Annotated in this window: 16 protein-coding genes and 1 pseudogene; 5 read left to right on the forward strand and 12 right to left on the reverse strand. The window is 73.6% G+C overall.

Annotated features, from left to right (window positions below; all coding sequences use genetic code 11):
* From C6N31_RS22445 to C6N31_RS22460, 4 genes are all read right to left on the reverse strand, one after another.
* Positions 1 to 1,911, reverse strand: coding sequence for a non-ribosomal peptide synthetase (locus C6N31_RS22445; RefSeq protein ID WP_232485510.1), 1,911 nt, complete (start codon positions 1,909 to 1,911; stop codon positions 1 to 3).
* Positions 1,911 to 5,111, reverse strand: coding sequence for a non-ribosomal peptide synthetase (locus C6N31_RS22450; RefSeq protein WP_198358043.1), 3,201 nt, complete (start codon positions 5,109 to 5,111; stop codon positions 1,911 to 1,913). Before C6N31_RS22450 ends, C6N31_RS22445 begins: the two co-directional genes overlap by 1 nt.
* 330 nt (positions 5,112 to 5,441) lie before the next feature.
* Positions 5,442 to 6,752, reverse strand: a complete 1,311-nt coding sequence (locus C6N31_RS22455; protein WP_198358044.1) for a condensation domain-containing protein — start codon at positions 6,750 to 6,752, stop codon at positions 5,442 to 5,444.
* Positions 6,753 to 6,868: 116 nt separating this feature from the next.
* Positions 6,869 to 8,191, reverse strand: coding sequence for an MFS transporter (locus C6N31_RS22460; RefSeq protein WP_198358045.1), 1,323 nt, complete (start codon positions 8,189 to 8,191; stop codon positions 6,869 to 6,871).
* Positions 8,192 to 8,532: 341 nt separating this feature from the next.
* Between C6N31_RS22460 and C6N31_RS22465 the strand changes: the two genes are divergently transcribed.
* On the forward strand, positions 8,533 to 9,105 hold the full coding sequence (locus tag C6N31_RS22465; RefSeq protein WP_138355453.1) for a gamma carbonic anhydrase family protein: 573 nt from the start codon (positions 8,533 to 8,535) through the stop codon (positions 9,103 to 9,105).
* Positions 9,106 to 9,142: 37 nt separating this feature from the next.
* Here C6N31_RS22465 and C6N31_RS22470 read toward each other — a convergent pair whose 3' ends face one another.
* The 5 genes from C6N31_RS22470 to C6N31_RS22490 form a co-directional block, all read right to left on the reverse strand.
* Positions 9,143 to 9,835, reverse strand: a complete 693-nt coding sequence (locus tag C6N31_RS22470) for a DedA family protein (protein ID WP_138355454.1) — start codon at positions 9,833 to 9,835, stop codon at positions 9,143 to 9,145.
* A gap of 115 nt (positions 9,836 to 9,950) precedes the next feature.
* The gene (locus tag C6N31_RS22475; protein WP_381587581.1) at positions 9,951 to 10,298 is read right to left on the reverse strand and encodes a GNAT family N-acetyltransferase; all 348 of its coding nucleotides are present in this window, start codon (positions 10,296 to 10,298) and stop codon (positions 9,951 to 9,953) included.
* Between the two features lie 8 nt (positions 10,299 to 10,306).
* Positions 10,307 to 11,371 (reverse strand): DNA polymerase Y family protein, encoded by a 1,065-nt coding sequence (locus C6N31_RS22480; protein WP_138355455.1) that lies wholly within the window; start codon positions 11,369 to 11,371, stop codon positions 10,307 to 10,309.
* Complete coding sequence (locus tag C6N31_RS22485; RefSeq protein WP_198358046.1) at positions 11,368 to 14,886, reverse strand: DNA polymerase III subunit alpha; 3,519 nt, start codon at positions 14,884 to 14,886, stop codon at positions 11,368 to 11,370. The genes C6N31_RS22480 and C6N31_RS22485 overlap by 4 nt, the downstream gene beginning before the upstream one ends.
* A 224-nt stretch (positions 14,887 to 15,110) precedes the next feature.
* Positions 15,111 to 15,563, reverse strand: a complete 453-nt coding sequence (locus tag C6N31_RS22490) for a DUF4442 domain-containing protein (protein WP_138355457.1) — start codon at positions 15,561 to 15,563, stop codon at positions 15,111 to 15,113.
* A gap of 125 nt (positions 15,564 to 15,688) precedes the next feature.
* On the opposite strand from C6N31_RS22490, the gene C6N31_RS22495 reads away from it, so the two are divergent.
* Together C6N31_RS22495 and C6N31_RS22500 are read left to right on the forward strand one after the other, a co-directional pair.
* The gene (locus C6N31_RS22495; protein WP_198358047.1) at positions 15,689 to 16,771 is read left to right on the forward strand and encodes a DUF8017 domain-containing protein; all 1,083 of its coding nucleotides are present in this window, start codon (positions 15,689 to 15,691) and stop codon (positions 16,769 to 16,771) included.
* A gap of 79 nt (positions 16,772 to 16,850) precedes the next feature.
* A complete protein-coding gene (locus C6N31_RS22500) occupies positions 16,851 to 18,200 on the forward strand; it encodes an MFS transporter (protein WP_244808999.1) in 1,350 nt (449 codons plus the stop codon).
* Here C6N31_RS22500 and C6N31_RS22505 read toward each other — a convergent pair.
* The 3 genes from C6N31_RS22505 to tuf all read right to left on the reverse strand — a co-directional run bounded on the left by C6N31_RS22505 (position 18,140) and on the right by tuf (position 21,194).
* Positions 18,140 to 18,988 carry a spermidine synthase gene (locus C6N31_RS22505; protein ID WP_307811527.1) on the reverse strand — a complete coding sequence of 283 codons (849 nt, stop codon included), beginning with the start codon at positions 18,986 to 18,988 and terminating at the stop codon, positions 18,140 to 18,142. The genes C6N31_RS22500 and C6N31_RS22505 overlap by 61 nt on opposite strands.
* A gap of 26 nt (positions 18,989 to 19,014) precedes the next feature.
* Positions 19,015 to 19,857 (reverse strand): patatin-like phospholipase family protein, encoded by an 843-nt coding sequence (locus tag C6N31_RS22510; RefSeq protein WP_138355460.1) that lies wholly within the window; start codon positions 19,855 to 19,857, stop codon positions 19,015 to 19,017.
* A 164-nt stretch (positions 19,858 to 20,021) separates the two neighbouring features.
* Entirely contained in the window at positions 20,022 to 21,194 is a 1,173-nt protein-coding gene (gene tuf, locus C6N31_RS22515) for an elongation factor Tu (RefSeq protein WP_138355461.1), read from the reverse strand.
* A 428-nt stretch (positions 21,195 to 21,622) separates the two neighbouring features.
* On the opposite strand from tuf, the gene C6N31_RS22520 reads away from it, so the two are divergent.
* Positions 21,623 to 22,330, forward strand: coding sequence for a TVP38/TMEM64 family protein (locus C6N31_RS22520; RefSeq protein ID WP_138355462.1), 708 nt, complete (start codon positions 21,623 to 21,625; stop codon positions 22,328 to 22,330).
* A 158-nt stretch (positions 22,331 to 22,488) separates the two neighbouring features.
* A pseudogene (locus tag C6N31_RS22525) lies at positions 22,489 to 23,004 on the forward strand (undecaprenyl-diphosphate phosphatase); the annotation flags it as partial.
* Between the last annotated feature and the right edge of the window lie 74 nt (positions 23,005 to 23,078).

The following is a 23,078-nucleotide window of genomic DNA, read 5'->3' on the forward strand; positions in this document are numbered from 1 at the left end:
TCAGACCACCGCCGGTGACGCGGTCGCACGGCGCTTGTCGAGTACGGCGGCCACCGCGCGGAGGTCCGGCTGGCGCAGCACCTCGGGAGCGCGCAGCCTCGTGCCCGTCTCGCGCTCGATGGCGGCCAGCAGCCGGGCCGCGATGATCGATGTGCCGCCCACCGAGGTGAAGTTGTCCTCCAGCGCGGCGTCCGGCCGGTCGAGCAGGTCGCGGACCACCCGCAGGACGAGCTGTTCGCTGTCCGTCGCGGTGCCGTCCGGAAGGGCGCTGCCGGAGGTCGCGGCGCCCGCGGCGGCCTCGGCCGTCTCACCGGCGAGCAGCGCGGCGCGGTCCACCTTTCCGTTGGCGTCCAGCGGGAAGGCCTCGACGATCCGTACGGTCGAGGGGACCGCCTGTTCGGGCAGCCAGACCCGGACCGCAGACAGCAGGGCGTCCGTGGTCGGGGCGGCGCCGGCCGACGGCAGGACGAACACCACCAGCCGGGTGCGGCCGTCGGCGGAGCGAGGCGCGGTCACGACCGCGCTGCGCACCGCCGGGTCCTGCTCGAACGCGGCCTCCACCTCGGCCGGTTCGATCCGCACACCGCTGATCTTCACCTGGTCGTCGAGCCGGCCGAGGAACTCCAACTGCCCGTCGTCCAGCATCCGCACCCGGTCCCCGGTGCGGTAGAAACGGTCCGCGCCCGGTGCGTCCAGCCCTTCGGGCGGGGCGGTGAAGCGCCGGGCGGTGAGCTCCGGGTCCAGATAGCCGATCGCCAGACAGGCGCCGCCGATGAGCAGTTCACCCGTCTCACCGCGGGCGGCGATGCGACCGTCCTGGCCCGCGACGACCACCGTGGTGCCGGGGAGCGGGGAGCCGATCGGCGGCGCGGCCGCGTCGTCCGGCTCGGCGTCGGTGGCCCGCATGGCGTGCGTGGTGGTGATGACGGTGGCCTCGGCCGGCCCGTAGGCGTTGTGAACGGTGGCGGTCACGTCCGGGCCGGGCCGGCGGCGCATCCGGTCGCCGCCGACGACGAGATGACGCAGCCGCAGACCCCGCGGCCAGGGCCGGTCCAGCACCGGCTCCGCCATGGGGGTGGCCGCGACGCAGACGGTCACCCCGGCGTCGCGCCACCAGTCCGTGAGCTCGGCCGGGTCCCAGCGGACCGCGTCGGGAGCGGGCACCAGCGCGGCACCCGAGGTCAGTCCGGCCCACAGCTCCAGTACATGCGGGTCGAACGCGACGCCGATCAGCAGGGACTGACGGTCCCCGGGGGCCAGGCCGGTCTCGGCGCGGTACCAGTCCAGCAGGGTGGCCAGGGCGGGCTCCGCCACCGCGAGCGCCTTCGGGCGGCCGGTGGAACCGGAGGTCAGGACGGCGTAGAACGCCTCCGGCGGTGCCGGGCGGGCGGCGGCCGCGGGCGGGGCGAAGGCGGCGACGACCGTGGCCGCGGCGTTCGTCCCCTCGACGGGCAGCGGCAGTTCGATCCGCTCGGCGGCCCGGTGGCCGGCCGGCAGTACGGCGGGGTCGCCCATCAGGCAGACCACCGCGACGTCCTCGGTGACCGCGCCGATGCGGCGCTCTCCGGGGCGGGGTCCCAGCGGCAGATACACCGCGCCGAGCCGGGCCAGCGCGACCGCGGTGACGGCCAGCGCGGCCGAACGGTCGAGGCAGACCCCGACGATGTCGCCGGGACGCACCCGGCCGTCGAGTGCGCGGACGAGTTCATCGGCCGCCTCGTCCAGCTGCCGGTAGCTCCAGGTGTGGCCGCCGTCGACCACTGCGGGCGCCTGCGGGGAGCGGCGTACCCAGTCCTCGTAGCGGGAGAGCACGCCGGAGGCGGCGGTCGCGGGGAGAGCCGCGCCGTGGGCCACGCTCGGCCGGGCGGTCAGCGTGTCGGTGGTCATGTCGGTGATCAGGGTGTTCGTCATCACGACTCCTTCGGCGTGGATGCGGCGGCGGACGCGGCGACGGGCGAGGGGGTGAGCAGACCCAGGGCGCGGGCCTGGTCGGCCAGGACCGGGTTGCGGAACAGCAGCCGCAGTGGCGGCCGTTCACCGAGCCGCGGTTCCAGCCAGGCCGCCAGATGCGCGGCGAGCACGGAGTGCCCGCCGATCTGGAAGAAGTGCGAGGACGCGGTGAACCGGCGGTGGCCCAGCACCTCGCTCCATCCCTCGGCGAGCAGCTCCAGCGCCGGGTCGGCGGCGAACGCGGCCGGGTCCAGGTCAGGGGCGGCCTCGTCCGCCGGAGCCGTGGGCTCCAGCGCGGCGGCCAGCCGGGCCAGGGCGACCCGGTCGGGCTTGCCGCCGGCCAGCTTCGGCATGGTGTCCAGCCGCGCCCAGCGGCCGGGGACGAGCGCGCCCGGCAGCCGGTGGCTCAGCTCGATGTGCAGCGCCTGCTCGTCCCACGGCTCCCGTTCGTCGGCGCTCTCCAGGAAGCCGACCAGCCGGGGTCCACCGGCCGCCTCACGATCGAGGACGACGGCGCAGGACCGGCCGCCGAGCACGGCGGAGGCGGCGGCCTCCACCTCCTCCAACTCGATGCGGTAGCCGCGCAGTTTGATCTGGTTGTCCCGCCGTCCGAGGAAGTGCAGCAGCCCGTCGAGGCCCCGGTAGCCGAGGTCGCCGGTGAGATAGACCCGCTCGCCGCCCAGCGCCGGGATCGTCATGAACCGTGCCGCGGTCGCTTCCGGGTTGCCGACGTAGCCCTCGGCGAGGCCTGCTCCGGCGATGGCCAGTTCACCGACCGCGCCGGCCGGCAGCGGACGGAGTGCCGTGTCCAGGACGTGGATCCGCTCGCCGGGCAGTTCGGTGCCGAGGGGGATCTCGGCGCCGTCCGCCAGGTTCTCGCGGGTGATCTCGTGCACGGTGGAGCTGATCGCCGCCTCGGTCACGCCGTAGACGTTGAGTACGGCGGCGTCGGTGTCGGCCAGGAACGAGCGCATCGCGTCGGCCGGGATGCGCTCACCGCCGAGCACCAGCAGCCGCGGCGCCCAGCGGCGGTCGCGCAGCGCGGGCCGCAACTCCTCACGCGTGGCGAGGAAGTAGCTGGTGGGCAGGTTGGCGACGGTGACCCGGGCGGCCGCCAGCAGCTCGGCCAGCTCCGCCCCGGTGGGCACTTCCCGCTCCGGTACGACCAGGCAGGCGCCGGCGTACAGCGACGGAAGGACCTCTTCGAGGGCCACGTCGAACGAGGGCTGGGCGAAGAGCAGCACCCGGTCACCGGCCGCCAGCGCGAACCGGTCGGCGGCACCGGTCAGATGGTTCTCCAGCGCGGCCCTGCCCACGGCCACGGGCTTGGGGATGCCGGTGGATCCGGAGGTGTGGATGATGTACGCCGCATCGGGCACCACTGCGGCCGGGCGCGCGGCCGGGTAGGAGCCGGCGTCGAGCGCGGTCACCGGGAGGCCGGCGGGCAGCGTCACCCCGGCGGCGGCGGAGGTGAGCACGAGCGCGGGACCCAGCCGGTTCAGCAGCAGTTCCAGCCGGGATTCCGGGTCGGACGGGGAGAGCGGGCAGTACACCGCGCCGGTCCGCAGACAGGCCAGCAGGGCCACCACCGAGTCGGCGCCGCGCGGCAGCACGACGGCGACCGGCCGGCCGGCCGTCACGCCCGCCGCCAGCATCCGCCGCGCGACGGCGGCGACCTGCTCGTCGAGGTCCCCGTAGGTCAGCCGGCGGGCGCCGATCAGCAGCGCGGGCAGCGACGGGTCGTGGGCGGCGGCCGGGTCGAGCGGATCCCGGCCGGGGGACGCGGCGGGCCCGACCGGCACCGGTACGACAGCGGGTGCCGGGAGCGCGAGGTCCGCGAGCACGGTGCCGGGATCGTCGAGATAGGCGCGCAGCAGGTCCAGGAAGCGCTCGGTGAGCAGCTTCGCGGTGTCCTCGCCGAAGAGGTCGGCGTCGTAGTCCCAGACCATGGTCATGCCGCGCGCGCCGTGCCGGGGGCTCACTCCGCGCCGGTCGTCCGGGAGCAGCACGACGTCGAGGTCGAAGCGGGTGGTGCCGGTGTTGAATCCCTCGAAGAGCGTGACGTCCAGACCAGGCACGTCGATCTCCGGCAGTGCGGCGTCGTGCGCGCTGAACATGACGCTGAACAGCGGGTTGTCCGCGCCCGAGGTGTGCAGGCCCAGCGCGCGCGTCAGCTCCTGGACCGGCACCTCCTGGTGCGGCAGGGCACGGAAGAGGGTGTCGGTCACCTCGTCCATGGCGTCCTCGGCCGGGGCCGCCGGGTCCAGGCGCAGCCGCAGCGGAATCGTGTTGACGAACATGCCCACGGCGTTCTCGAAGCCGCGTGGGCGGTTGCCGACGGCGGTGCCGACGACCATCTGTTCGCGGCCGCTGTGCCGGCGCAGCAGTTCGGCGAAGAGCCCGAGCAGCGTGGAGAACGGGGTCAGCCCGCGCTCCAGGGTGTGTGCGCGCAGCCGTTCCGTCAGGTCCGCGCCGATCGACTGGCGCAGCTGCCCGCCGTGGTGCCGGCGCCGGGCGCCGGGCCGGGCCAGACCGGGCAGCGGCATGTCGAAGGAGGCGTCGCGCAGTTCGGCCGCCCAGTACTCCAGGCTCGACCGCCGCTCCGCCGCAGCCCGGTCGTCGTCCGCGTCGAGGGAGCGCACATGGTCGACGTAGGACGTGGCGGGCGGCAGGGCGGTCGGCTCACCGAGGACGTGGGCGCGGTAGACGGTGAAGACGTCGCCCAGCAGGATCGCGAAGGAGTGCCCGTCGTGGATCAGGTGGTGCTCGACATGGATGAGCCGGTGCTGGTCGTCGGCGAGCCGGGCCAGCGTCCAGCGCAGCAGCGGCGCCTCGTAGGTGTCGAGCGGGGTCTCCGCCTCCGTGCGGAGCAGCCGCGCGAACGCGGCCTCCGGGTCAGCCTCCCCGGTCAGGTCCACGGTGCGCAGCCGCGGCTCGCAGAGGTCGGCGTCGCGCTGCACGGGCATCGCGCCGGGGACCGCCACGAGTTCCAGCCGCAGTCCGGGGTGGCGGTCGAGGGCCGCGGCCAGTCCGCGGCGCAGCGCCTCGGTGTCCAGCGTGCCCCACAGGTCGAGGGAGGCGGTGAAGTTGTAGGCGCGGCTGCCGGGCTGCACTTGTTCGTGCAGCCAGACGATCTCCTGCGACGGAGAGAGGGGGAGCATCGGCGATCCCTGGGGTTGTCGGGTCGGGGTCTTCGGGTGGGGGCGGAGGCACGGTCGTGCTTCCGCCCGCGGTTCACCGGCCGGTCCGCGGATCACGCGGGCCGGCCGTACTGGTTCAGGGCGTGCTGGTTCAGGGCGTGCTGGTTCAGGGCGTGCTGGTTCAGGGCGTGCTGGTTCGGGGCGTACTGGTTCGGGGCGTCCTGGTTCAGGGCGTCCTCAAGGCGTCGCAGCCCTACGGCGTGACGGGTGGGACCGCGTGACGTGGCGCGCCGCTCCGGCTGCGGCTGCCGCGGAGGCGAGTGCTGCTGTGGCCGTGGCTGTGGCCGTGGGTCAGCCGACGGGGACGTCGGCCCGGACGGGGGCGCGTACCGAGTCGCGGAAGGCGGCGAACCCGTCCTGGGCCGCGGCGTCGTCGAGCACCGTGCGGTCCCACACCATCCGGATGTGGAGTTCGGATCCGTGGGTGACGGAGACCGCGAACGGGGCGCGCACCTGCCGGCCGTCGATGTGGACCTCACGGCCCTCCACCCCGCCGAGCCGCAACGCGGGACGGCGCCGGGCGTCGTCCACCGTCAGCAGTCCGTCCAGCCGGCCGGACCACTGGGAACCGGCCGAGCGGGCGGCGTGCACCACTTCGTCGAAGGGGGTGTCGGCCCGGTCCAGGTCGTCCCACCACTGGGTGGCCGTCTCGTCCGGGGCGTGCGGGACGTCGACCGTCGCGGCCGGGAAGACCACGGTGTTGAGGAAGCAGCCGAGCACCGGCGGTGCGCCGGCCGGGCGGCCGCCCCACGGGTAGCCGATCGGCGGCACATGGCCGGGCCCGTACAGCACCCGGGCCGTGGCCCGGCAGGCGTCGAGCAGGGCGGGGAACGGTACGCCGGAAGCGGGTGCGGGCAGCCGCAGTTCGGCAGCACCGGTGGGCAGGGTGCCGGGGGCGGGTGTCCGCGGCGGGAGCTGCGGGGCCCGTTCGTGCACCACACGCAGCCGGTCGCCCCAGTACTCCAGCGCGGCGGCGGACCCCGCGCGCTGCTCGGCATCGAGCTGCAGCTGGACCGCCTCGCGGTAGGCGGCGAGTTCCGCGGCCGCTTCGGCGGGCTCAGTTCCCGCGGATCCCGGCTCGTCACGGTAGGCGGCGGTCAGTTCCTCGACGATGCGTGTGAGGGACTGACCGTCGCACGCGGTGTGGTCCAGGACGACGGCGAGCACCTCGTCCCCTGCGCCCGGCCCGTCCTGGACCAGATACAGCCGCAGCGGCGAGCCCTGCCCGGTCCAGCCGGCCAGGACCCGGCGCAGCGCGGCGGCCGCGTCCTCGCCGGGGGCGCGGACGACGTGTTCCACCGGTACGTCGGGGTCCGTCAGACGGAGCACGGGGGTGCCGCGCAGCACGTCCGGGCGGGCACGCAGCACAGGGTGCAGGGCGGCGAGCCGGTTCGCGGCCGCGCGCAGCCGCACCGGATCCACCGTTCCGCTCGGGAAGGCGAAGAACATCGGGACGATGTCGGCCCGTCCCGAGGGGTCCATGGAGCGCACGAGCACGAAGCGCCGCTGGGCTCCGGTGACGGGCAGGAGGGAGGTACCGCCGTCGTCGGCGGCAATGCGCTGGTAGCGGGCCAGGTACTGGCCCGTGATGGTTCGGGGCACGTGATCCTCTCTGACGTGGCAGGGCGGTTCGGGACGTGGACGTTTCGGGCGTGGAGGGGCCGCGGCGTGGCAGGGCCGGGCGATGGAGCTCGGGTCCGGCCGGACGCCCGGCCGGGTCAGCTGACGGAAGCGGACTCGGTACGGCCGCCCGAACCGCCGGAGCCACCCGCGACGGCGTCCTCGAGGTCGTCCGGAGCGGCCGGCAGATCACGCATCCGGCGCAGCGGGGACAGCAGCAGCCGCAGCGGTACGACGAGGAAGCCGACCGCGCAGACCCACAGGGCGGCGCGCGCCCCGAAGCCGTCGGCCACGGCTCCGCCCACCAGGGCCCCGAGTGGCAGCGTGCCCCACACCAGGAAACGCAGCGTGGCGTTCATCCGGCCCAGGAGCCGTGGCGGGCAGAGCGTCTGACGGAAGCTCACCTGGGCGACGTTGTAGACGACCGCGCCGAAGGAGACCGCACCGGAACCGACGGCGAACAGGACGGCGGCGGCTCCCCGGCCGGACAGCGGCCACAGCAGCGCGAACGGGCCGGTCACCAGGGCGGACAGCCAGATGATGCGGGCTTGGCCGAGCCTCGCGGCGAGCCTGCCGGCGCAGAGCGCACCGGCGAGCCCGCCGGCGGCGGACGCGGAGAGCATCAGACCGATGGCGGCCGGCTGCAGGCCGATCACCCGTACCAGGAAGATGGTCTGAGTGGCCATCAGCATCGCCGTGAAGAAGTTGCTGAGGCCGGTGCTGGTCGCGATGACGCGCAGCAGCCGGTGGCCGAGCACGAAGCGCAGTCCCTCACCGATCTCCTTGCGCAGTGACGCGCCCGGCACCGGTTCCGGCTTGCTCTCCGGCTTGTCGATGCGCGACAGGAACAGTGCCGAGACGACGTAGCCGATCGCGTCAGCCCCGATCGCCAGATGCGCCCCGACGAGCTGCACCAGCCCGCCGCCGAGGCCGGGACCGGTGACCTGGGCGGAGGAGCGGACCGTCTCCAGTGCTCCGTTGGCCGCCATCAGCTGCTCCCTGGGCAGGAGTTCGGGCAGATAGCTCTGGTCGGCCACATCGAAGAAGACCGTCGCCGCGCCGGTGACCAGGGCGACGATGTACAGCTGCACCATCGTCAGGACGTCGGCGACCGCGGCCAGCGGGACACTCGCCATGGCGAGCGCCCGCACCATGTCGGCGCGGATCATCAGCGACCGCTTGCGCATCCGGTCGACCAGCGCCCCTGCGGGCAGGCCGATCAGCAGGAACGCGGCGGTCTCCGCGGCGGTGAGCAGCCCCACCTGGAACGCGGGCGCCTTGAGTTCGAGGACCGCCACCAGGGGCAGCGCGACCAGGGTGACCTGGGCACCGACCTGGCCGGCCGCGGCGCCGGCGAGCAGCAGACGGAAGTCGCGCATGCGCAGCGGACCGCTCGACGCGGTTCGGGGTAAAGGGGACATGTGCCAGACCTTCACCGCAAACGCCGTCAACAGTCAAAGCGCAAAGAACACTTTCGGTCGAATCTTTTGCACTACCTCCACCAAATCAGCAAATCTTCCGTCAGATCCGGGCAACCTCGGGATGAACTATGCGCGTTGGGGCCCTGCGACAAGAGGATCCGACAGTCCCCGCACGGCCGGGGCCGGACGATCACCGGCAACGCGCCAGGAATCGCACCTCTGACCGAAAACAGTCCCTGTGCTGCTTCGATGCCTTATGCACCTACCGACCCGCCGCCGGGACCGACCCGTCGTATACGGTGCTGCTCGACAGCCAAGGCGCGGACGCGAGGGCGGATTCCATGGCGGAGCGGGCACTGATAGCCGATGTGGCGGGGCGCAAGCCCCAGGTGGATCCGGCGGCGTTCACCGCGCCCACCTCGGTCGTCGTCGGCGACGTCACGATGGCGGCCGGCTCCAGCGCCTGGTACCACGCGGTCCTGCGCGGCGACTGCGAGTCGATCAGCATCGGCGCCGACAGCAACATCCAGGACAACTGCTCGGTGCACGCGGACCCCGGGTTCCCCGTCGTGGTCGGCGAGCGGGTCTCGGTGGGGCACAACGCGGTGCTGCACGGCTGCACCGTCGAGGACGACGTACTGATCGGCATGGGCGCCACCGTCCTGAACGGCGCGCACATCGGGACCGGCTCGCTGGTCGCCGCGGCCGCGCTCGTACCGCAGGGGATGCGGGTACCGCCGGGGTCGCTGGTGGCCGGGGTCCCGGCCAAGGTCCGGCGTGAGCTGACCGCGGAGGAGCGGGAGTCCGTGCTGCTCAACGCCGCGGGTTATGTCGAGCTGTCCCGCGCCCACCGGGCGGCCTTCGAACCGGCCGCGGAAGGACCGGGCGAAGAAGCGCCGGCCGACAAGGCCTGAGCAGCCATGGGCCCGGTCCGCCGGGTCACTCGCGTGATCACTCGCCGGTGGGGGCCACCACGGCTTCGGCCGCGCCTTCCACCGGCGTTCCCGGCGTCGCCGCTGCGTCCGCCTCCGGCGTCGCCGCCGGGGTGTGGGCCTTGGCACGCCGCTGGACGAAGAGGAACGAGCCGATCCCGAACAGCACGGCCGCCGCCAGTCCGAAGTAGCCGAACCGCTTGATCCACGGTTCCGCCACCACGCCGACGTTGTAGATGACGGCGGTGGTGCCGCCCGCCCAGACGACGCCGCCGAGGGCGTTCGCGATGAGGAACTTCCAGTACGGCATCTTCAGGACGCCCGCCAGCGGGCCGGCGAAGATCCGCAGCAGCGCGACGAAGCGGCCGACGAAGACCGCCCACATGCCCCAGCGCTCGAACGACCGCTCGGCGGTGGCGACATGGCCGGGTGAGAAGTGTTTGGGGAACTTCCGGCCGAGCTTGTCCAGCAGCGGTTTGCCGCCCTTGCGGCCGATCGAATAGCCGATGGAGTCACCGATCACCGCGCCCGCGATCGCGCAGGCGCCGACGATCCACGGGTTGATCGTGCCCTGCGAGGCCATCAGTGACGCGGTGACGAGGACGATCTCGCCGGGGAGCGGGATGCCCAGGCTCTCGATCCCGATGACCAGCCCCACCACCAGGTAGACGGCGAGCGGCGGAATCGTCTCGATCCATTCCTGCACGTGCACTGCCGAGTCCTCCCCTGGACACCATCCGGACCGTGTGCCATGGCCCACGTCAGTGAAGCCTAACCGAACCGTTCCGCACGCCAGTACGGCCGGCGGACCGCTCCCCCGCCCGCTCTCACCACAGGTCGGGGTCGGCCATGAGCCGCTCCTTCGCGCGGCCCGCCAGCGCGGGATCCGGCTCCGGGGCCAGGTCGGAGTGCTTGACGGACCAGGCCGCCACATACGGGCACAGCGGTACGACGTCCCGGCCCTCCGCGGCGGCCAGCTCGTACAGCGCCCCGGCGAGCGCGCCCGCGATGCCCTCCCCCTGGTGCCCCGGCTCGACCACCGTGTGCACGGCGACCAGCGCGCTCCCGCCACCGGTCCCGTCGTCCTCCAGCACGAAATAGTTGATCCGGCCGATCAGTTCGTCCCCGGCCCATGCCCCCAGGCGGCCCACCGCCCGGTCGTCACGAATATCCATGTCCTCCATCATGCGCGACGGGGCGCCGGGTGCGCGGTACCGGCGGGCCGGACGGCGGCGGGGCCGAAACGGGCACGGGCGCGGTCGGCGGCGGCCTCGATCAGCCGGGACTTGTCGTCGCCCGGTTCCAGGCTCAGCTGCCGGGCGGTCAGCTCCTCCGCCAGCAGGCCGTCGGCACGCAGCGAAAGAGTACGGACCCGGGCCCGCTGCAGGCCGAGCGCGTCATAGAGCTGGTAGGCGGTGGTCCGCAGCGCCGCGCTGTGCCCCGACGACTCGTGCAGGGTCCGGGTGCGGGTCGTCGTCGAACGGTCGGCGTAGCGGACGGTGAGGGTCAGGGAGCGGGCCGCCTGGCGTTCGGTGCGCAGCCGGGCGCCGAGTTCCTCGGTGAGCGACAGCAGCGCCCGGCGGTGCCGCACCGGATCCAGCTCGTCCTGTCCGAAGCGCCGCTCACCGCCGATGGAGCGGGCGGGGGCGCCCCGGACGACCGGGGTCGGGTCGATACCGCGTGCCCTGTCGTACAGCCGCCGGCCCGCGGTCGCGCCCAGTGCGCGCTGCAGGGTGCCCAGCGGGGTGGCGGCGATGCGTCCGACGGTGTCCAGTCCGTAGCCGGCCAGGGTTTTCGCGGAGGCGGGTCCGATGCCGTCCAGCGCGGCGGCCGGCTTGTTCCGCAGGAACTCCTCGACGGCCGGCCGGTCACCGCTCAGCACCCGGACCGCGCGGGCGGGGCCGTCCGCGGCGGCCATCCGGGCCAGCAGCGGGTTGGGTCCGACGCCGATCGTGGAGTCGACGCCGTGCAGGGCCAGGGCCCGCACCCGGATGAGATGGGCGAGGCCGGCGGCGTCCCGGTCGAAGTACCGCAGCGCGCTGCGGACATCGGCGAGGGCCGCGTCCGGAGGCAGCGCCTGGACGACCGGGGTGATGCCGCGGAGCAGGTCGAGGAGCATCTCGTAGACGTCCTCGTGCGGCACGGAACCGGCGGCCGCGTGAAGGTGGACATAGAGGATGTGCGGCGCGGGGCGGGCCGCCCGATCCGCTGGGTGACCGGACGCGTGATCCGCTGAGTGCTCGCTCATCCGGCGCTCCCCTGGCTGGAGTGCCACAGCTTTCTGCTGGGGGTGGTGCGGTCGCCGGGCGGCTGGAGGTCGGCCCAGGGGTGCAACTCGGCGCCGGTCTCGTGCCGGATGCGCCGGCCGCCGACCGGATCGGCTGCGGCCGCGCCGGGGCGTACCGCCGGGTCCGCGGTCGACCCGGCGGTGGCATCAGTCGCCGGTGCGGTCGTCGGATGGGCCGATGGCTCCGCGAGGCGGGCCGCGACCGCCACGAGGCCGCCGTCCTGGTGGAGGTCCGCGAGTTCCGCGAGGTCCCAGGCGGCGGAGCCGACGACGCCGAAGGCGCGTTTCCCCCGCCGCTGGAGGGTGCCGCGGACCAGCAGCAGACCGGAGTGGAACACCGTGTGCGCGGCCTGCTGGTGGCTGTCCTCGAAGAACGCCAGGTCCACGAGGCCCGACCCGTCGTCGAGCGTCACGAAGATGATCCGTTTCCCGGACGCGATCGGCGGTGTCTGGGTGGAGGCCCTGATGCCCGCGACGAGCACGGTCTCGCCGTGCCGCACCTCGTGCAGCCGCCGGGCCGGTGTCGTGTCCAGTTCCTCCAGCAGCGCGTGGTGGTGCTCCATCAGATGCTGGGTGGTGTCCATGCCCAGCACCTCCAGTTCGGCGCCGGTCCGCTCGCCGGCGTTCATGTCGGGCAGGCCGGCCGGGACCGCGGACTCCTGAGCGGCGAGCGCGAGCTGTCCCCCGGGTACGTCGGCGCGTCCCTGCCGGTGCAGTTCGGAGACCTGGAGCAGCAGGTCGCGGCGGGTGGGCCCGGCGGCCAGCGCGTCGAGCGCTCCGACCTGGACGAGACGTTCCAGCACCGGACGGGACGGCCTCGCCCGCTCCCACAGGTCCGCCGGTGAGGAGTAGGGCTGCCCGGCCTCGATCCGCCCGGCCTCGGCCTCCGACATGCCGCCTACTTCGGAGAGGGCGAGCCGCACCCCCCACTTATCAGACTTCAGTTCGATTACATAGGCGGAGCGCGACGCGTTCACATCCAGCGGCAGGATCGGCACGCCATGCCGGCGCGCGTCCGCCAGGATCACCCGCTTCGGCCACATCCCCGGATCGTGTTCCAGCAGCCCGGCGTAGAGCGCCGCCGCGAAGTGCGCCTTCAGCCACGCCGACTGCAGCGCCGGAACGGCGAACGCGGCGGCGTGGGCGCGCGCGAAACCGTAGGCGCCGAACGCCTCCAGGATCCCCCAGACCTCGGCCAGCACCGCCGGCGCGTAGCCGTGCGCCGCCGCTTCGCGGTGGAACCACTTCCGCACCTTCGGCCGCCGGACGGGGTCGGCCAGACAGCGCCGCGCCTCCTCCGCCAGATCGGGCTCGCAGCGGGTCAGCACGGCGATGATGCCGATGATCTGCTCGTGCCAGATCGTCACCCCGAAGGTGTCCCGGAGCACCGGCTCCAGATCCTGGTGCGGATACCGCGGCGGCCGGGTGCTGTGCCGGGCGGCGATGTACTGCTCCGGCATGCCCCCGGCGACCGGTCCGGGACGGAACAGGCTGATGTCGGCGACGATGTCGTCGACGGTGGTCGGCTGCAGTCTGGCCAGCAGGTCACGCTGGCCGGGCGATTCGAGCTGGAACATGCCGAGGGTGTCCGAGGCGCGGATCAGCTCGAACGCCGCCGGGTCGTCCGGCGGCACCTGGGCGCGGTCCTCCAGGTCGATGTCCCGGCCGGTGGCCCGCCGGATCTCGGCCGTGGCGTGCGCCATCGCCGACCACATGCGCACGCCGAGGATGTCGAGCTTCAGCAGGCCCATCGCCTCGACGTCCTCCTTGTCGAACTGGCTCATCGGGAGCGCCTCACCGCTGGTCGGCACCACCGGGGTGCGGTCCAGCAGGGACGCGTTCGACAGCAGGACGCCGCACGGGTGCATCGCCACCCCGCGCGGCAGCCCGTCCAGCGCCTCGACCAGCTCCCACAGCGGGCCGTACCGGTCCGCGTGGGCGGCGACCTCCCGCAGTTCCGGCAGTTCGGCCAGCGCCGCCCGCACATCGCGGGCCCGGATGTGCGGGAACGACTTCGCCAGCCGGTCGATCTCCCACGGCGGCAGGGACAGCGCGGCCCCGGTGTCCCGGATCGCGTGCCGGGCGCGGTACGTCTCCGGCATCGCGACGGTCGCGATCCGCGCGGGGCCGAAGCGGCCGATCACCGCGCGGTAGACGTCGAGCCGGCGGGCCGACTCGGTGTCGAGGTCGATGTCCGGCAGGGAGTTGCGGCGCAGCGACATAAACCGTTCGAAGACCAGATGGTGTTCGAGCGGGTCGACGTGGGAGATGCCCAGCGCGTAGTTGACCATCGACCCGGCGCCGCTGCCCCGGGCCGCGACCCTGATCCCCAGGTCCCGGGCGTCGGAGACCACGGCGGCGGCGGTCAGGAAATACGTCTCGAAACCGAGTGTGCCGATGATCGTCAGTTCCGCGTCCAGCCGGCGCCGGGCGTCCGGCGCGTGCTCCAGGCCACGCTGGGCCAGGCCGGCCTCGGCGCGCTCGCGCAGCACCCGGCCGGCCGTCGCCGCGGTCGCCCCGGCCAGCTCGGGTTCCGGGAAGTGCGGCCTGCCCATGCCCAGATCGCCCTTCGGGTCGATCCGGCACGCGTCCGCCGTCTCCCGCGTCACCGCCAGCAGCCGGGCGGCGCCACCGCGCCCGCGCCCGGCGGCCCCGGCGATCCGTTCCGCGACCCGCGCCATGTCCTGCGGGCTCTTCAGCCAGCGCTGTCCCGAGTCCAGCCGGCGGCGGTCGATCGGCCGCAGCAGCCGGGCCGCGTCCAGTACATCGGCCACCCGGTGCTGCGCGGGATCCGCGTAGCGGACCGCGTTGGTGACGACGGCGGGGATGCCCAGCCGGTCGGCCAGCCCCACCGTGTGGGCGGCGAGCCGCAGGGATCCGGGTCCCGCGCCGGGGATCCCGTGGTCCACGGCCTCGAGCCGCAGGTCCTCGCCGAACCGCTCGCGCCACGGGGCGAGCAGTCGCTCCGCGATGTCCGGGTGGCCCGCGGACAGTGCCCTTACCGGCTCGGAGGCCGGTCCCAGCAGCACCGTCAGACCGTCGGCCGACTGCCGTTCAAGGTCCGCCCAGCGCAGCAGCGGGCGGTCGCCGCCCGCATGCGCGGCGCTGACCAGCCGGCACAGCGCGGCCCAGCCGGCCGCGTTCCGCGCCAGCAGGACGATCCGGGGCGCCGACTCGTCGATGTACGCGCCACCGCGCACCGGGGTGCGCCGCCGGGCCGGGGCCGTCCCGGGAGCCGAGCCGGGGACGGAAAGGGGAGGGGCGGATTCGACCGCGAGGTCCACGCCGAAGACCGGGCGCACACCGCCCGCGGTGCATGCCGCCGCGAACCGTACGAGGCCCGCGACAGTGTCCCGGTCGGTCAGTGCGAGGGCGTCCATCGCGTGCCACGCGGCGCGCTCGGCGAGGGCCCCGGGGTGGCTGGCCCCGTAGCGGAGGGAGAAACCGCTCGCGGTGTGGAGGTGCGTAAACGACATACACGCCTCCTGCCGCTCATGTGCCCCCTGCCCCCGGTCCGACCCTCGGACCTGCCTCTTCACCATAAACCACAGATCGAATCTTTGTTCGATAAGCGAGAGTGGAGGGAGGTGACAAGACCCACCCGAGGTCCGCCGGCGGCCCGGATGACGCACTCAGGGCGCGACCGGATGGACCGGCCGCGCCCTGGGAAACGTGCGGCGGACATGGCCGCCCGGGTGGATCAGCGGTTGAGGCGCAGCGTCCAGATGATGCTCATCTCGCCGGTGACCGCGCCGTCCTCACGGCGGATCGTGACGCGGACGGGGAACTCCGGGCGCTCGCCCGCGTCGAGTTCGGCGACGACGTCCGCGACGGGGCGGCCGAGCTCGGCGGTGGCCGTGACCGGGCCCATCGCGAGCTTCGCGTACGCGATCTCCGCGCGGACCGCGAGCGGCACGGCGCGGGAGAGCTGGTCGCCGAAGGCGCTCAGGACGATCGCGCCACTGGCGGACTCGGCCAGGGTGAACATGGCGCCGGCGTGCGGGCCGCCGACGTGGTTGTGGAAGTCGGGCTGGTCGGGCAGCGTGACGACGGCACGCTCCGCGCTGGTCTCCCCGAACTGCAGGTTCAGGGTGCGGACCATGGGCACAGTGGCCGCAAGCAGTTCGCCGGTCGAAGGCAGGGTCTCGGACATGCCTGGATGTTACCAGCGAGTAGCAACCCTGCCCAGGGCATCCGTGGGCCTGTCAGCAGAAATTACTGACCAGTAACGAGGGGCGGCGTGGAACCGGAAGCCCTCACCCCCTAGTGTTTCTGGCCATGTGGCCAGGAGAGCAGCAGCCCGGGGGACAGCAGTACCCACAGCAGAACCCACAGGGGCAGTACCCGCAGGACCCGAATCAGCAACCGCCGTACCAGGCGCCGTCGCCCTACCAGACGCCGTCCCCGTACCAGACACCCGGCTACGGCTACCCGCAGCAGCCGCCGCAGCAACAGCCGCCGCAGGGGCAGTACCAGCAGCCCGGACAGCCGCCCGGCCCGCCGCCGCAGTGGGGACCGCCCACCATGCCCGGCAGCCCCGGCCCCGGCGGCCCACAGCCCGGCAACCGCAAGAACATGACGATCGCCGTGTCGATCATCGCCGCCGTGGCGGTGATCGCGGCCGTGGTCATCGGCGGCGTCTACCTGTCGGGGGACGACAAGAAGGACACCGCCGCCGACCCGGGCAAGAGCCCGAGCGTCTCGCAGAGCGCCACGCCGACCCCGACCCCCTCGAACACCACGGCGGCGGGCACCGGCGGGACCGGCGACGACTCGCGCGGCGATCCGAACGCCGTCGAGATCAAGCCCGTGGTCCCGGGCTGGCAGGTCGTCCGGCGCACCGAACGCAACGTCGCCTTCGACGTGCCGGCGAACTGGACGCTGGCCAGCGAGGGCACCCTCATCGGCTTCGAGGACAAGGGCAAGCCCGCCGTCACCATGGGCGCGCCCGCCTTCTACAAAGAGAATTGGTGCGACAAGGACGAGCGCGCCGCGGTCGGGACCAAGGGCGCCAACGGCGCCAAGAGCGTCCAGGAGGCCGCCGAGGTCCAGGCCGAGTCGTGGGCGTACTGGGGATACCAGGAGGATGGCAAGGTCACCGTCGCCAAGACGGCCGCCAAGCCGTTCAGCAACTCGCACGGCATCACGGGCTTCTCCTCCTCCGCCACCGCGAAGAACGTGCCCAAGAAGAACAAGTGCACGTCCGACGGTGTCGTCTACACGGTCGCCTGGGTGGACTCCACCAAGGCCCTGACCGTGTGGGTGCTGTACGCCGACCGGGGCGCGGGCGTCACCGACGGCCTGCCGGACGCGACCATCACCACCATCATGGGCAGCATCCGCGAGCTGAAGAAGAAGTGACCGCCGACGGCGGTGGGCCGGGCGGGCCCACCGCCGAAATCCGGTGGCACCGCGGCGGACGGGCCGCGATAGTCGCCGGGTGACTCCCGACGCCGCGCTCCGGTCCCCCGGCCGCCCGCCCCGACTGCCCTCCTGGGCCGGGCGCGACTTCCGGCTGCTCACCGCGGCGTCGATCATCACCAGCCTCGGCAACTCCGGGGCCCTGATAGCGGCCGCCTTCGCGGTCATCGAGTCCGGCGGCAGCGCCACCGACGTCGGCCTCGTGGCCGCCGCACGCACCCTCCCGCTGGTGGTCTTCCTGCTCATCGGCGGAGCGCTGGCCGACCGGCTGCCCCGCAACCAGGTGATGGTCGCGGCCAACGTGCTCAACTCCGCCTCCCAGGCGGTCTTCGCCACCCTGATCATCTCGGGGCACGCGCAGCTGTGGCAGATGGCCGCGCTCACCGCGGTCGGCGGCACCGCGCACGCGTTCTTCGCCCCCGCCTCCGAGGGCATGCTGCTGGCGACCGTCGACCCGGCCCACGCCAACAAGGCGTTCTCGGTCTTCCGGGTGGGCATGAACGGCGCGAACATCGGCGGCGCGGCGCTCGGCGGCGCCCTGGTCGCCGCCATCGGCCCCGGCTGGGTCCTCGCCGTCGACGCGGCGGCCTTCGCGGTCGCGGCGGCGCTGCGCTCGTTCCTCACCGGCACCGCGAACCTGCGCGCCGAGGCCGGCGGGGGCATGCTGCGCGATCTGCGCGACGGCTGGCGGGAGTTCGCCTCACGGCGCTGGCTGTGGGGCATCGTCCTGCAGTTCTCCGTCGTCAACGCCGTCTTCACCGCCTCCGAGGCGGTCTACGGGCCGCTCGTCTCGAACGAACGGCTGGGCGGCGCAGGCCCCTGGGGCCTGGCACTGGCGGCGTTCGGCGCGGGCACGGTGAGCGGCGGTGTGCTGATGATGCGCTGGAAGCCGCGCCGCATGCTGCTGGCCGGCACGCTCGCCGTCTTCCCGATGGCACTGCCGCCCGCCGCCCTGGCCCTGGTGGTGCCCGCCGCCGGGCTGGCGGCGCTGATGTTCGTGACCGGCGTCGCGATCGAGGTCTTCGCCGTCGGCTGGATGCTCGCCCTGCACCAGGAGATCCCCGGCGACAAACTGTCGCGGGTCTCCTCGTACGACTGGTTCGGCTCGGTCGCGATGATCCCGGTCGCCACGGCGCTCGCCGGACCCGTCATGAACGCGGTCGGCCGCTCCGCCGCCCTGTGGGGGTGTTCCGGTCTCATCGTGCTGCTCACCGCCGCGGTGCTCCTCCTGCCCGAGGTCCGCCGGCTGACCCGCCGCGAGCCCGCAGCCGTCACCGGGACTGCGCCGGAACAGCCCGCCGAACCGGCTCAGCCGACGGTGAAGGCGCCGTCCGGCGGCTCTGGCGACGGCACCGCCGTGGCGTCGTAGACCGGGGACGCCCCGGCCGCGAGCCGGGCCAGGGCCTTCCCGTCGACCACCCGGGCGGGAAACGCGTCGGCCGCCGCCAGCCGGGCGAGCCGGTCCAGCGAGAGCGGGCCGTGCGAACCGAGCAGCACCGCGTTGCCGAAGCGCCGGCCGCGCAGCATCCCCGGCTCCGCGATCACGCAGAAGTGCTCGAAGACCTCGCGCACGGTGGCGATCTGCGAACCGAGGAACGCGAACGGCGCGGCGTCGGCGAGGTTGGCCAGATACAGGCCGCCCTCCGCACGCACCACGGACGCGGCCGACCGCAGGAACTCCACCGACGTCAGATGCGCCGGCACCCGCGAGCCGCCGAACACGTCCGCCACCAGGACATCGGCGCTGTCCGGCGCCGCCCGCTCGAGCCAGCCGCGCGCGTCGTCGGTGTGCACGACGACCGCCGGATCGTCCAGCGGCAGATGTTCCGACACCAGCGCCACGAGTCCCCGGTCGGCCTCCACCACGTCCTGCCGCGATCCGGGACGGGTCACGGACAGCCGGCGCGGCAGGGTCAGCGCACCCCCGCCGAGATGCACCACGTCCAGCGGCCGGCCCTCGTCGAAGACCGCGTCCACGGCGTGGGCGAGCCGACGCACGTACTCGAACTCCAGGTACACCGGGTCGTCGAGGTCCACGTACGACTGGGGCGCGCCGTCCACGGTGAGCAGCCAGGCCCGCGCCCGGTCCACATCGGGCAGCAGCTTGGCGGTGCCGAAGTCCACGGCACGGGTCACCGGTATCGGTTCTGGATCCACCGCGTCATTGTCCCAAGCCGGACAGGTCAGCCGCACCACACGGCGCGGACCTGCTCGGCGTGCGCGGCGCTCTGGGCGCGGCCGGCCCGCGCGGCGCCGGCCCGCCGCGCCGGATCGAGCACGTTGCGTCCGAACGCGGTCCGCGACGCCTGGTCCGGGGTGATCAGCACCACCTGGGCGCCGGCCGCCGTCAGCTCGGCGGTCTGCGTCCGGGGCGCCGGGACGGGGCCGCCGCCACGGGCCACCGGCGCGAGGACCACCACCCGCTCGTAGCCCGCCGCGAGATCGGCGTTGGCGCTGGACCGCACGCCGCCGTCGATCCAGCGCCGCCCTCCCGCGGTGATCGGCGGCCAGACGCCGGGCACGGCGCAGCTCGCGCTCACCGCGTCGACGACCCCGATGCCCGCGGCACTGTCGAAGACGGTGAACTCGCCGTTCTCCGCGTCGACCGCGGTGACCAGCAGCCGCTGTTCCGGCCAGTCGTGCGAGACCAGCCGCCCGGCGATGGCGGCCCGCCGCTCCGACTCGGGGGCGGTGCGGGCGGTACGCGCGATGTGGCCCATGCGCAGGAGGTAGCCCTGGACGTCGTGCGAGCGCGCCGCGGCCCAGACGTACCGGGAGATGAGCCGGCGGCTTATCCGGGCGACGGTCTCCCCCCGCGGATCGACGAGTTGGCGCTCGTACAGCTCCTCGACCCCGAGCCGGCCGGAGGTGAGCTGCGCCCCGACGATGGATCCGGCGGAGGTGCCGACCACCAGATCGGCCGTGCCGAGATCCACCCCGGCCGCCGCGAGACCGGCGATCATGCCGATCTCCCACCCGACGCCGGTCAGTCCGCCGCTGCCCAGTACGAGCGCTGTGCCCTTCATGCCCAGGATCCTCTCGCCACGGGCCGCGGCCGATGCGCTCCCGGGAACAGGTGTGAGGAGCAGTGTGCCGTGTGCGTCACGCGACGAACAGACGACGGGCCGTGTCCCCCGCACCGGATGGTGCGGGGGACACGGATCGGGACGGCTCCGGCGACCGTTACCGGTTAGCCGTCGATGGCGGTAACGGTCCCCGCGCCGACCGTCCGGCCGCCCTCGCGGATCGCGAAGCCGAGCCCGACCTCGAGCGGTACGGGCCTGCCCAGCTCCACCGTCATCTCGGCGGTGTCGCCCGGCAGCGCCATCCCGGCAACACCGAGGTCCACGTCGCCGACCACGTCCGCGGTGCGGATGTAGAACTGCGGCCGGTAGCCGGTAGAGACCGGGGTACGGCGCCCACCCTCGGCGGCCGGCACCACGTACACCCGCGCGGTGAAGCGCGTGCTCTGCGTCACGCTGCCCGGCGCCGCCACGATGTGGCCACGCCGCACGACGTCCCGCTGCACCCCGCGCAGCAGCAGCGCCACGTTGTCGCCCGCCTGCGCGGACTCCATCGGCTTGCCGAAGGTCTCCAGACCGGTCACGACCGAGGCCGTGTCCGCGCCGAGCACCTCGACGCGGTCGCCGACCCGCACGGTCCCCCGCTCGACGGCGCCCGTGACGACCGTGCCCCGACCGGTGATGGTCAGCACGTTCTCCACCGAGAGCAGGAACGGCGCGTCGGTGTAGCGCACCGGCATCGGCACCTGGGTGTCGACGGCGTCCAGCAACTCACCGACCGCCGCCGTCCACCGCGGGTCGCCCTCCAGCGCCCGCAGCCCCGACACCCGCACCACCGCGGCCGACTCCCCCGGATATCCGTGCGCGCTGAGCAGGTCGCGCACCTCCAGCTCGACCAGGTCGGTCAGCTCGGGGTCACCGGCGTCGGCCTTGTTGAGGGCCACGACGATGTGCTCGACCCCCACCTGCCGGGCGAGCAGTACGTGCTCGGCGGTCTGCGGCATGACGCCGTCGAGCGCCGAGACGACCAGGATCGCCCCGTCGAGCTGCGCCGCACCGGTGATCATGTTCTTCACGTAGTCGGCGTGCCCGGGCATGTCGACGTGCGCGTAGTGCCGGGTGGCGGTCTCGTACTCGACGTGCGAGATGGTGATCGTGATCCCGCGGGCGGCCTCCTCCGGCGCCCGGTCGATCCGGTCGAACGGTACGAAGGTGCCGGTCCCCCGGTCGGCGAGCACCTTGGTGATCGCGGCCGTCAGCGTCGTCTTGCCGTGGTCGACGTGGCCCATCGTGCCGATGTTGAGGTGCGGCTTGGTGCGCACGTATGCCGTCTTGGACATGGTTGGTTCGCTTCTTCCTCGGAATTCTGCGCGCGGCGGCACGACGGCATGGTCGGGTGGCTCGGCCGGGCGGCCTGGCCTGGTGACCGGATGACGTGGTGATCGCGCACGGGAACGCGGGGACCCCCTGGGCCGGACCGACCCTCCCCCTGCGGGGTCCGCCGGAATGTCCGGGGAGGGTCAGCTTCGGGCGCCGTCGAGGAATGAAGCGAGGGCAGCCTCCAGCGCGTCCGCGACTGCGGACGTATCTGCGAAGGCATACCGGTTCATGGCGTTGATGATCCGTCACCCGGCGGCCCGGCGTCGAACGGTTTTCCGCCTGCGGGGACGGTGCGGGAACCCTGCGGGGACGGTGCGGGACCGTGCGGGAACCCTGCGGGGACCCCCGCTCGCTCCGCACGTTCACCGGTCTCGGTTAGGCTCCCTGGATGCTCGACCGCCTCCCGACGTCCGACGGCCCCGCCGTACGGTGCACCCGTGCGCTGCTCTCGCCGTGGGCGCGGCTGGCCCTGCTGGTCGCGCTGCTGACGGGTGCGGCCACGGCCGTGCTGGTCTGGCAGCCGCAGCACCTGGTCATGGACGGCTGGCCCCAGCTGTCGGGCGGCGGCGCGGTGGTGCTCTTCGCGGCCGCGTACGGGGTGTGCGCGTTCGCCTTCGTGCCCCGCCCGCTGCTCAACGTCGCGGCCGGCGCGCTGTTCGGGACGCAGGCCGGGCTGCTCTCCTCACTGGCCGGCACCGTACTGGGCGCCGGGCTGTCCTTCTGTCTGGGCCGGGTGCTCGGCCGCGACGCGCTCAGACCCCTGCTGCGCGGGCGCCTGATCACCTCGGTGGACCGGCAGTTGAGCCGGCACGGCTTCCGCAGCATGCTCGCGATCCGACTCTTCCCCGGTGTGCCCTTCGCCGCCGCCAACTACTCGGCGGCCGTCTCGCACATGCGCCTGGGCCCGTTCCTGCTCGCCACCGCGATCGGCAGTATCCCCAACACGGCCGCCTACGTCATAGCGGGCAGCCGCGCGTCGTCACCGACCTCACCGGCCTTCCTGCTGGCCATGGGGTTCATCGCGGTGACCGGCCTGGGTGCCGTCCTGGTCGCCGTCCGGGCCCGCCGTACCCAGAGCTCCAGGTCGGCCGCCTGACCTTCCTGCACCGGCCGATGTCCAGCACAGGCTGCCGTCCCAGCCGTTCCAGCTGTTCCGGCACCGGCTGACGCTTCAGCACGGACCGACGTTCCGGCACCGGCGAACGTGTCCCACGCGGACCGACGTCCCGGCACCGCTCTCCACCGCCCGACGACCTGATCGTCATGGGCCTGGTCCTCGGCGTCACCGACCGCCTCGCCGCCCGCGGCGGCCCCGCCGACCAGGGCGGTCGGCACCGCGCCGCACCGCCCCGCAAGACGCTGCGCGACCTCACCACCCGCGACGGCCTGGTCTACGGCCTCTGCCAGGCGATGGCCCTGATCCCGGGCGTCTCCCGCTCCGGCGCCACCATCAGCGGCGGCCTCTTCCTCGGCTACACCCGCGAGGCCGCGGCCCGGTACTCCTTCCTGCTCGCCATCCCCGCGGTCCTGGCGTCCGGGGTCTTCGAGCTCAAGGACGTCGGTGGTGACTCACATCTCTCCTGGGGACCGACGATCCTCGCCACCGTCATCGCGTTCGGCGTCGGATACGCCGTCATCGCCTGGTTCATGCGGTACATCTCCACCAAGAGCTTCATGCCCTTCGTGATCTACCGCGTCGTGCTCGGCGTCGTGCTCTTCGCACTGGTGGGAGCCGGTGTGCTGGACGTCAAGGCCGCCGCGTTCGAGTAACCGGATCCGTGAGGTCCGCGCCGCACGGGCCCCGGCCCGGGCCACCGGCCGCGGGGCGCCGCTCCGACCGGGCG

The sequence above is a fragment of the Streptomyces fildesensis genome, assembly GCF_016107395.1.
Taxonomy (GTDB): Bacteria; Actinomycetota; Actinomycetes; order Streptomycetales; family Streptomycetaceae; genus Actinacidiphila; species Actinacidiphila fildesensis.

Excerpts from the sequence above, each read along its gene's own strand:
- C6N31_RS22445 (WP_232485510.1), bottom strand. The coding sequence starts at position 1,911 with ATGACGAACACCCTGATCACCGACATGACCACCGACACGCTGACCGCC.
- C6N31_RS22450 (WP_198358043.1), bottom strand. The coding sequence starts at position 5,111 with ATGCTCCCCCTCTCTCCGTCGCAGGAGATCGTCTGGCTGCACGAACAA.
- C6N31_RS22460 (WP_198358045.1), bottom strand. The coding sequence starts at position 8,191 with ATGTCCCCTTTACCCCGAACCGCGTCGAGCGGTCCGCTGCGCATGCGC.
- C6N31_RS22465 (WP_138355453.1), top strand. The coding sequence starts at position 8,533 with ATGGCGGAGCGGGCACTGATAGCCGATGTGGCGGGGCGCAAGCCCCAG.
- C6N31_RS22475 (WP_381587581.1), bottom strand. The coding sequence starts at position 10,298 with ATGGATATTCGTGACGACCGGGCGGTGGGCCGCCTGGGGGCATGGGCC.
- C6N31_RS22480 (WP_138355455.1), bottom strand. The coding sequence starts at position 11,371 with ATGAGCGAGCACTCAGCGGATCACGCGTCCGGTCACCCAGCGGATCGG.
- C6N31_RS22485 (WP_198358046.1), bottom strand. The coding sequence starts at position 14,886 with ATGTCGTTTACGCACCTCCACACCGCGAGCGGTTTCTCCCTCCGCTAC.
- C6N31_RS22490 (WP_138355457.1), bottom strand. The coding sequence starts at position 15,563 with ATGTCCGAGACCCTGCCTTCGACCGGCGAACTGCTTGCGGCCACTGTG.
- C6N31_RS22495 (WP_198358047.1), top strand. The coding sequence starts at position 15,689 with ATGTGGCCAGGAGAGCAGCAGCCCGGGGGACAGCAGTACCCACAGCAG.
- C6N31_RS22510 (WP_138355460.1), bottom strand. The coding sequence starts at position 19,857 with ATGAAGGGCACAGCGCTCGTACTGGGCAGCGGCGGACTGACCGGCGTC.
- tuf (WP_138355461.1), bottom strand. The coding sequence starts at position 21,194 with ATGTCCAAGACGGCATACGTGCGCACCAAGCCGCACCTCAACATCGGC.
- C6N31_RS22520 (WP_138355462.1), top strand. The coding sequence starts at position 21,623 with ATGCTCGACCGCCTCCCGACGTCCGACGGCCCCGCCGTACGGTGCACC.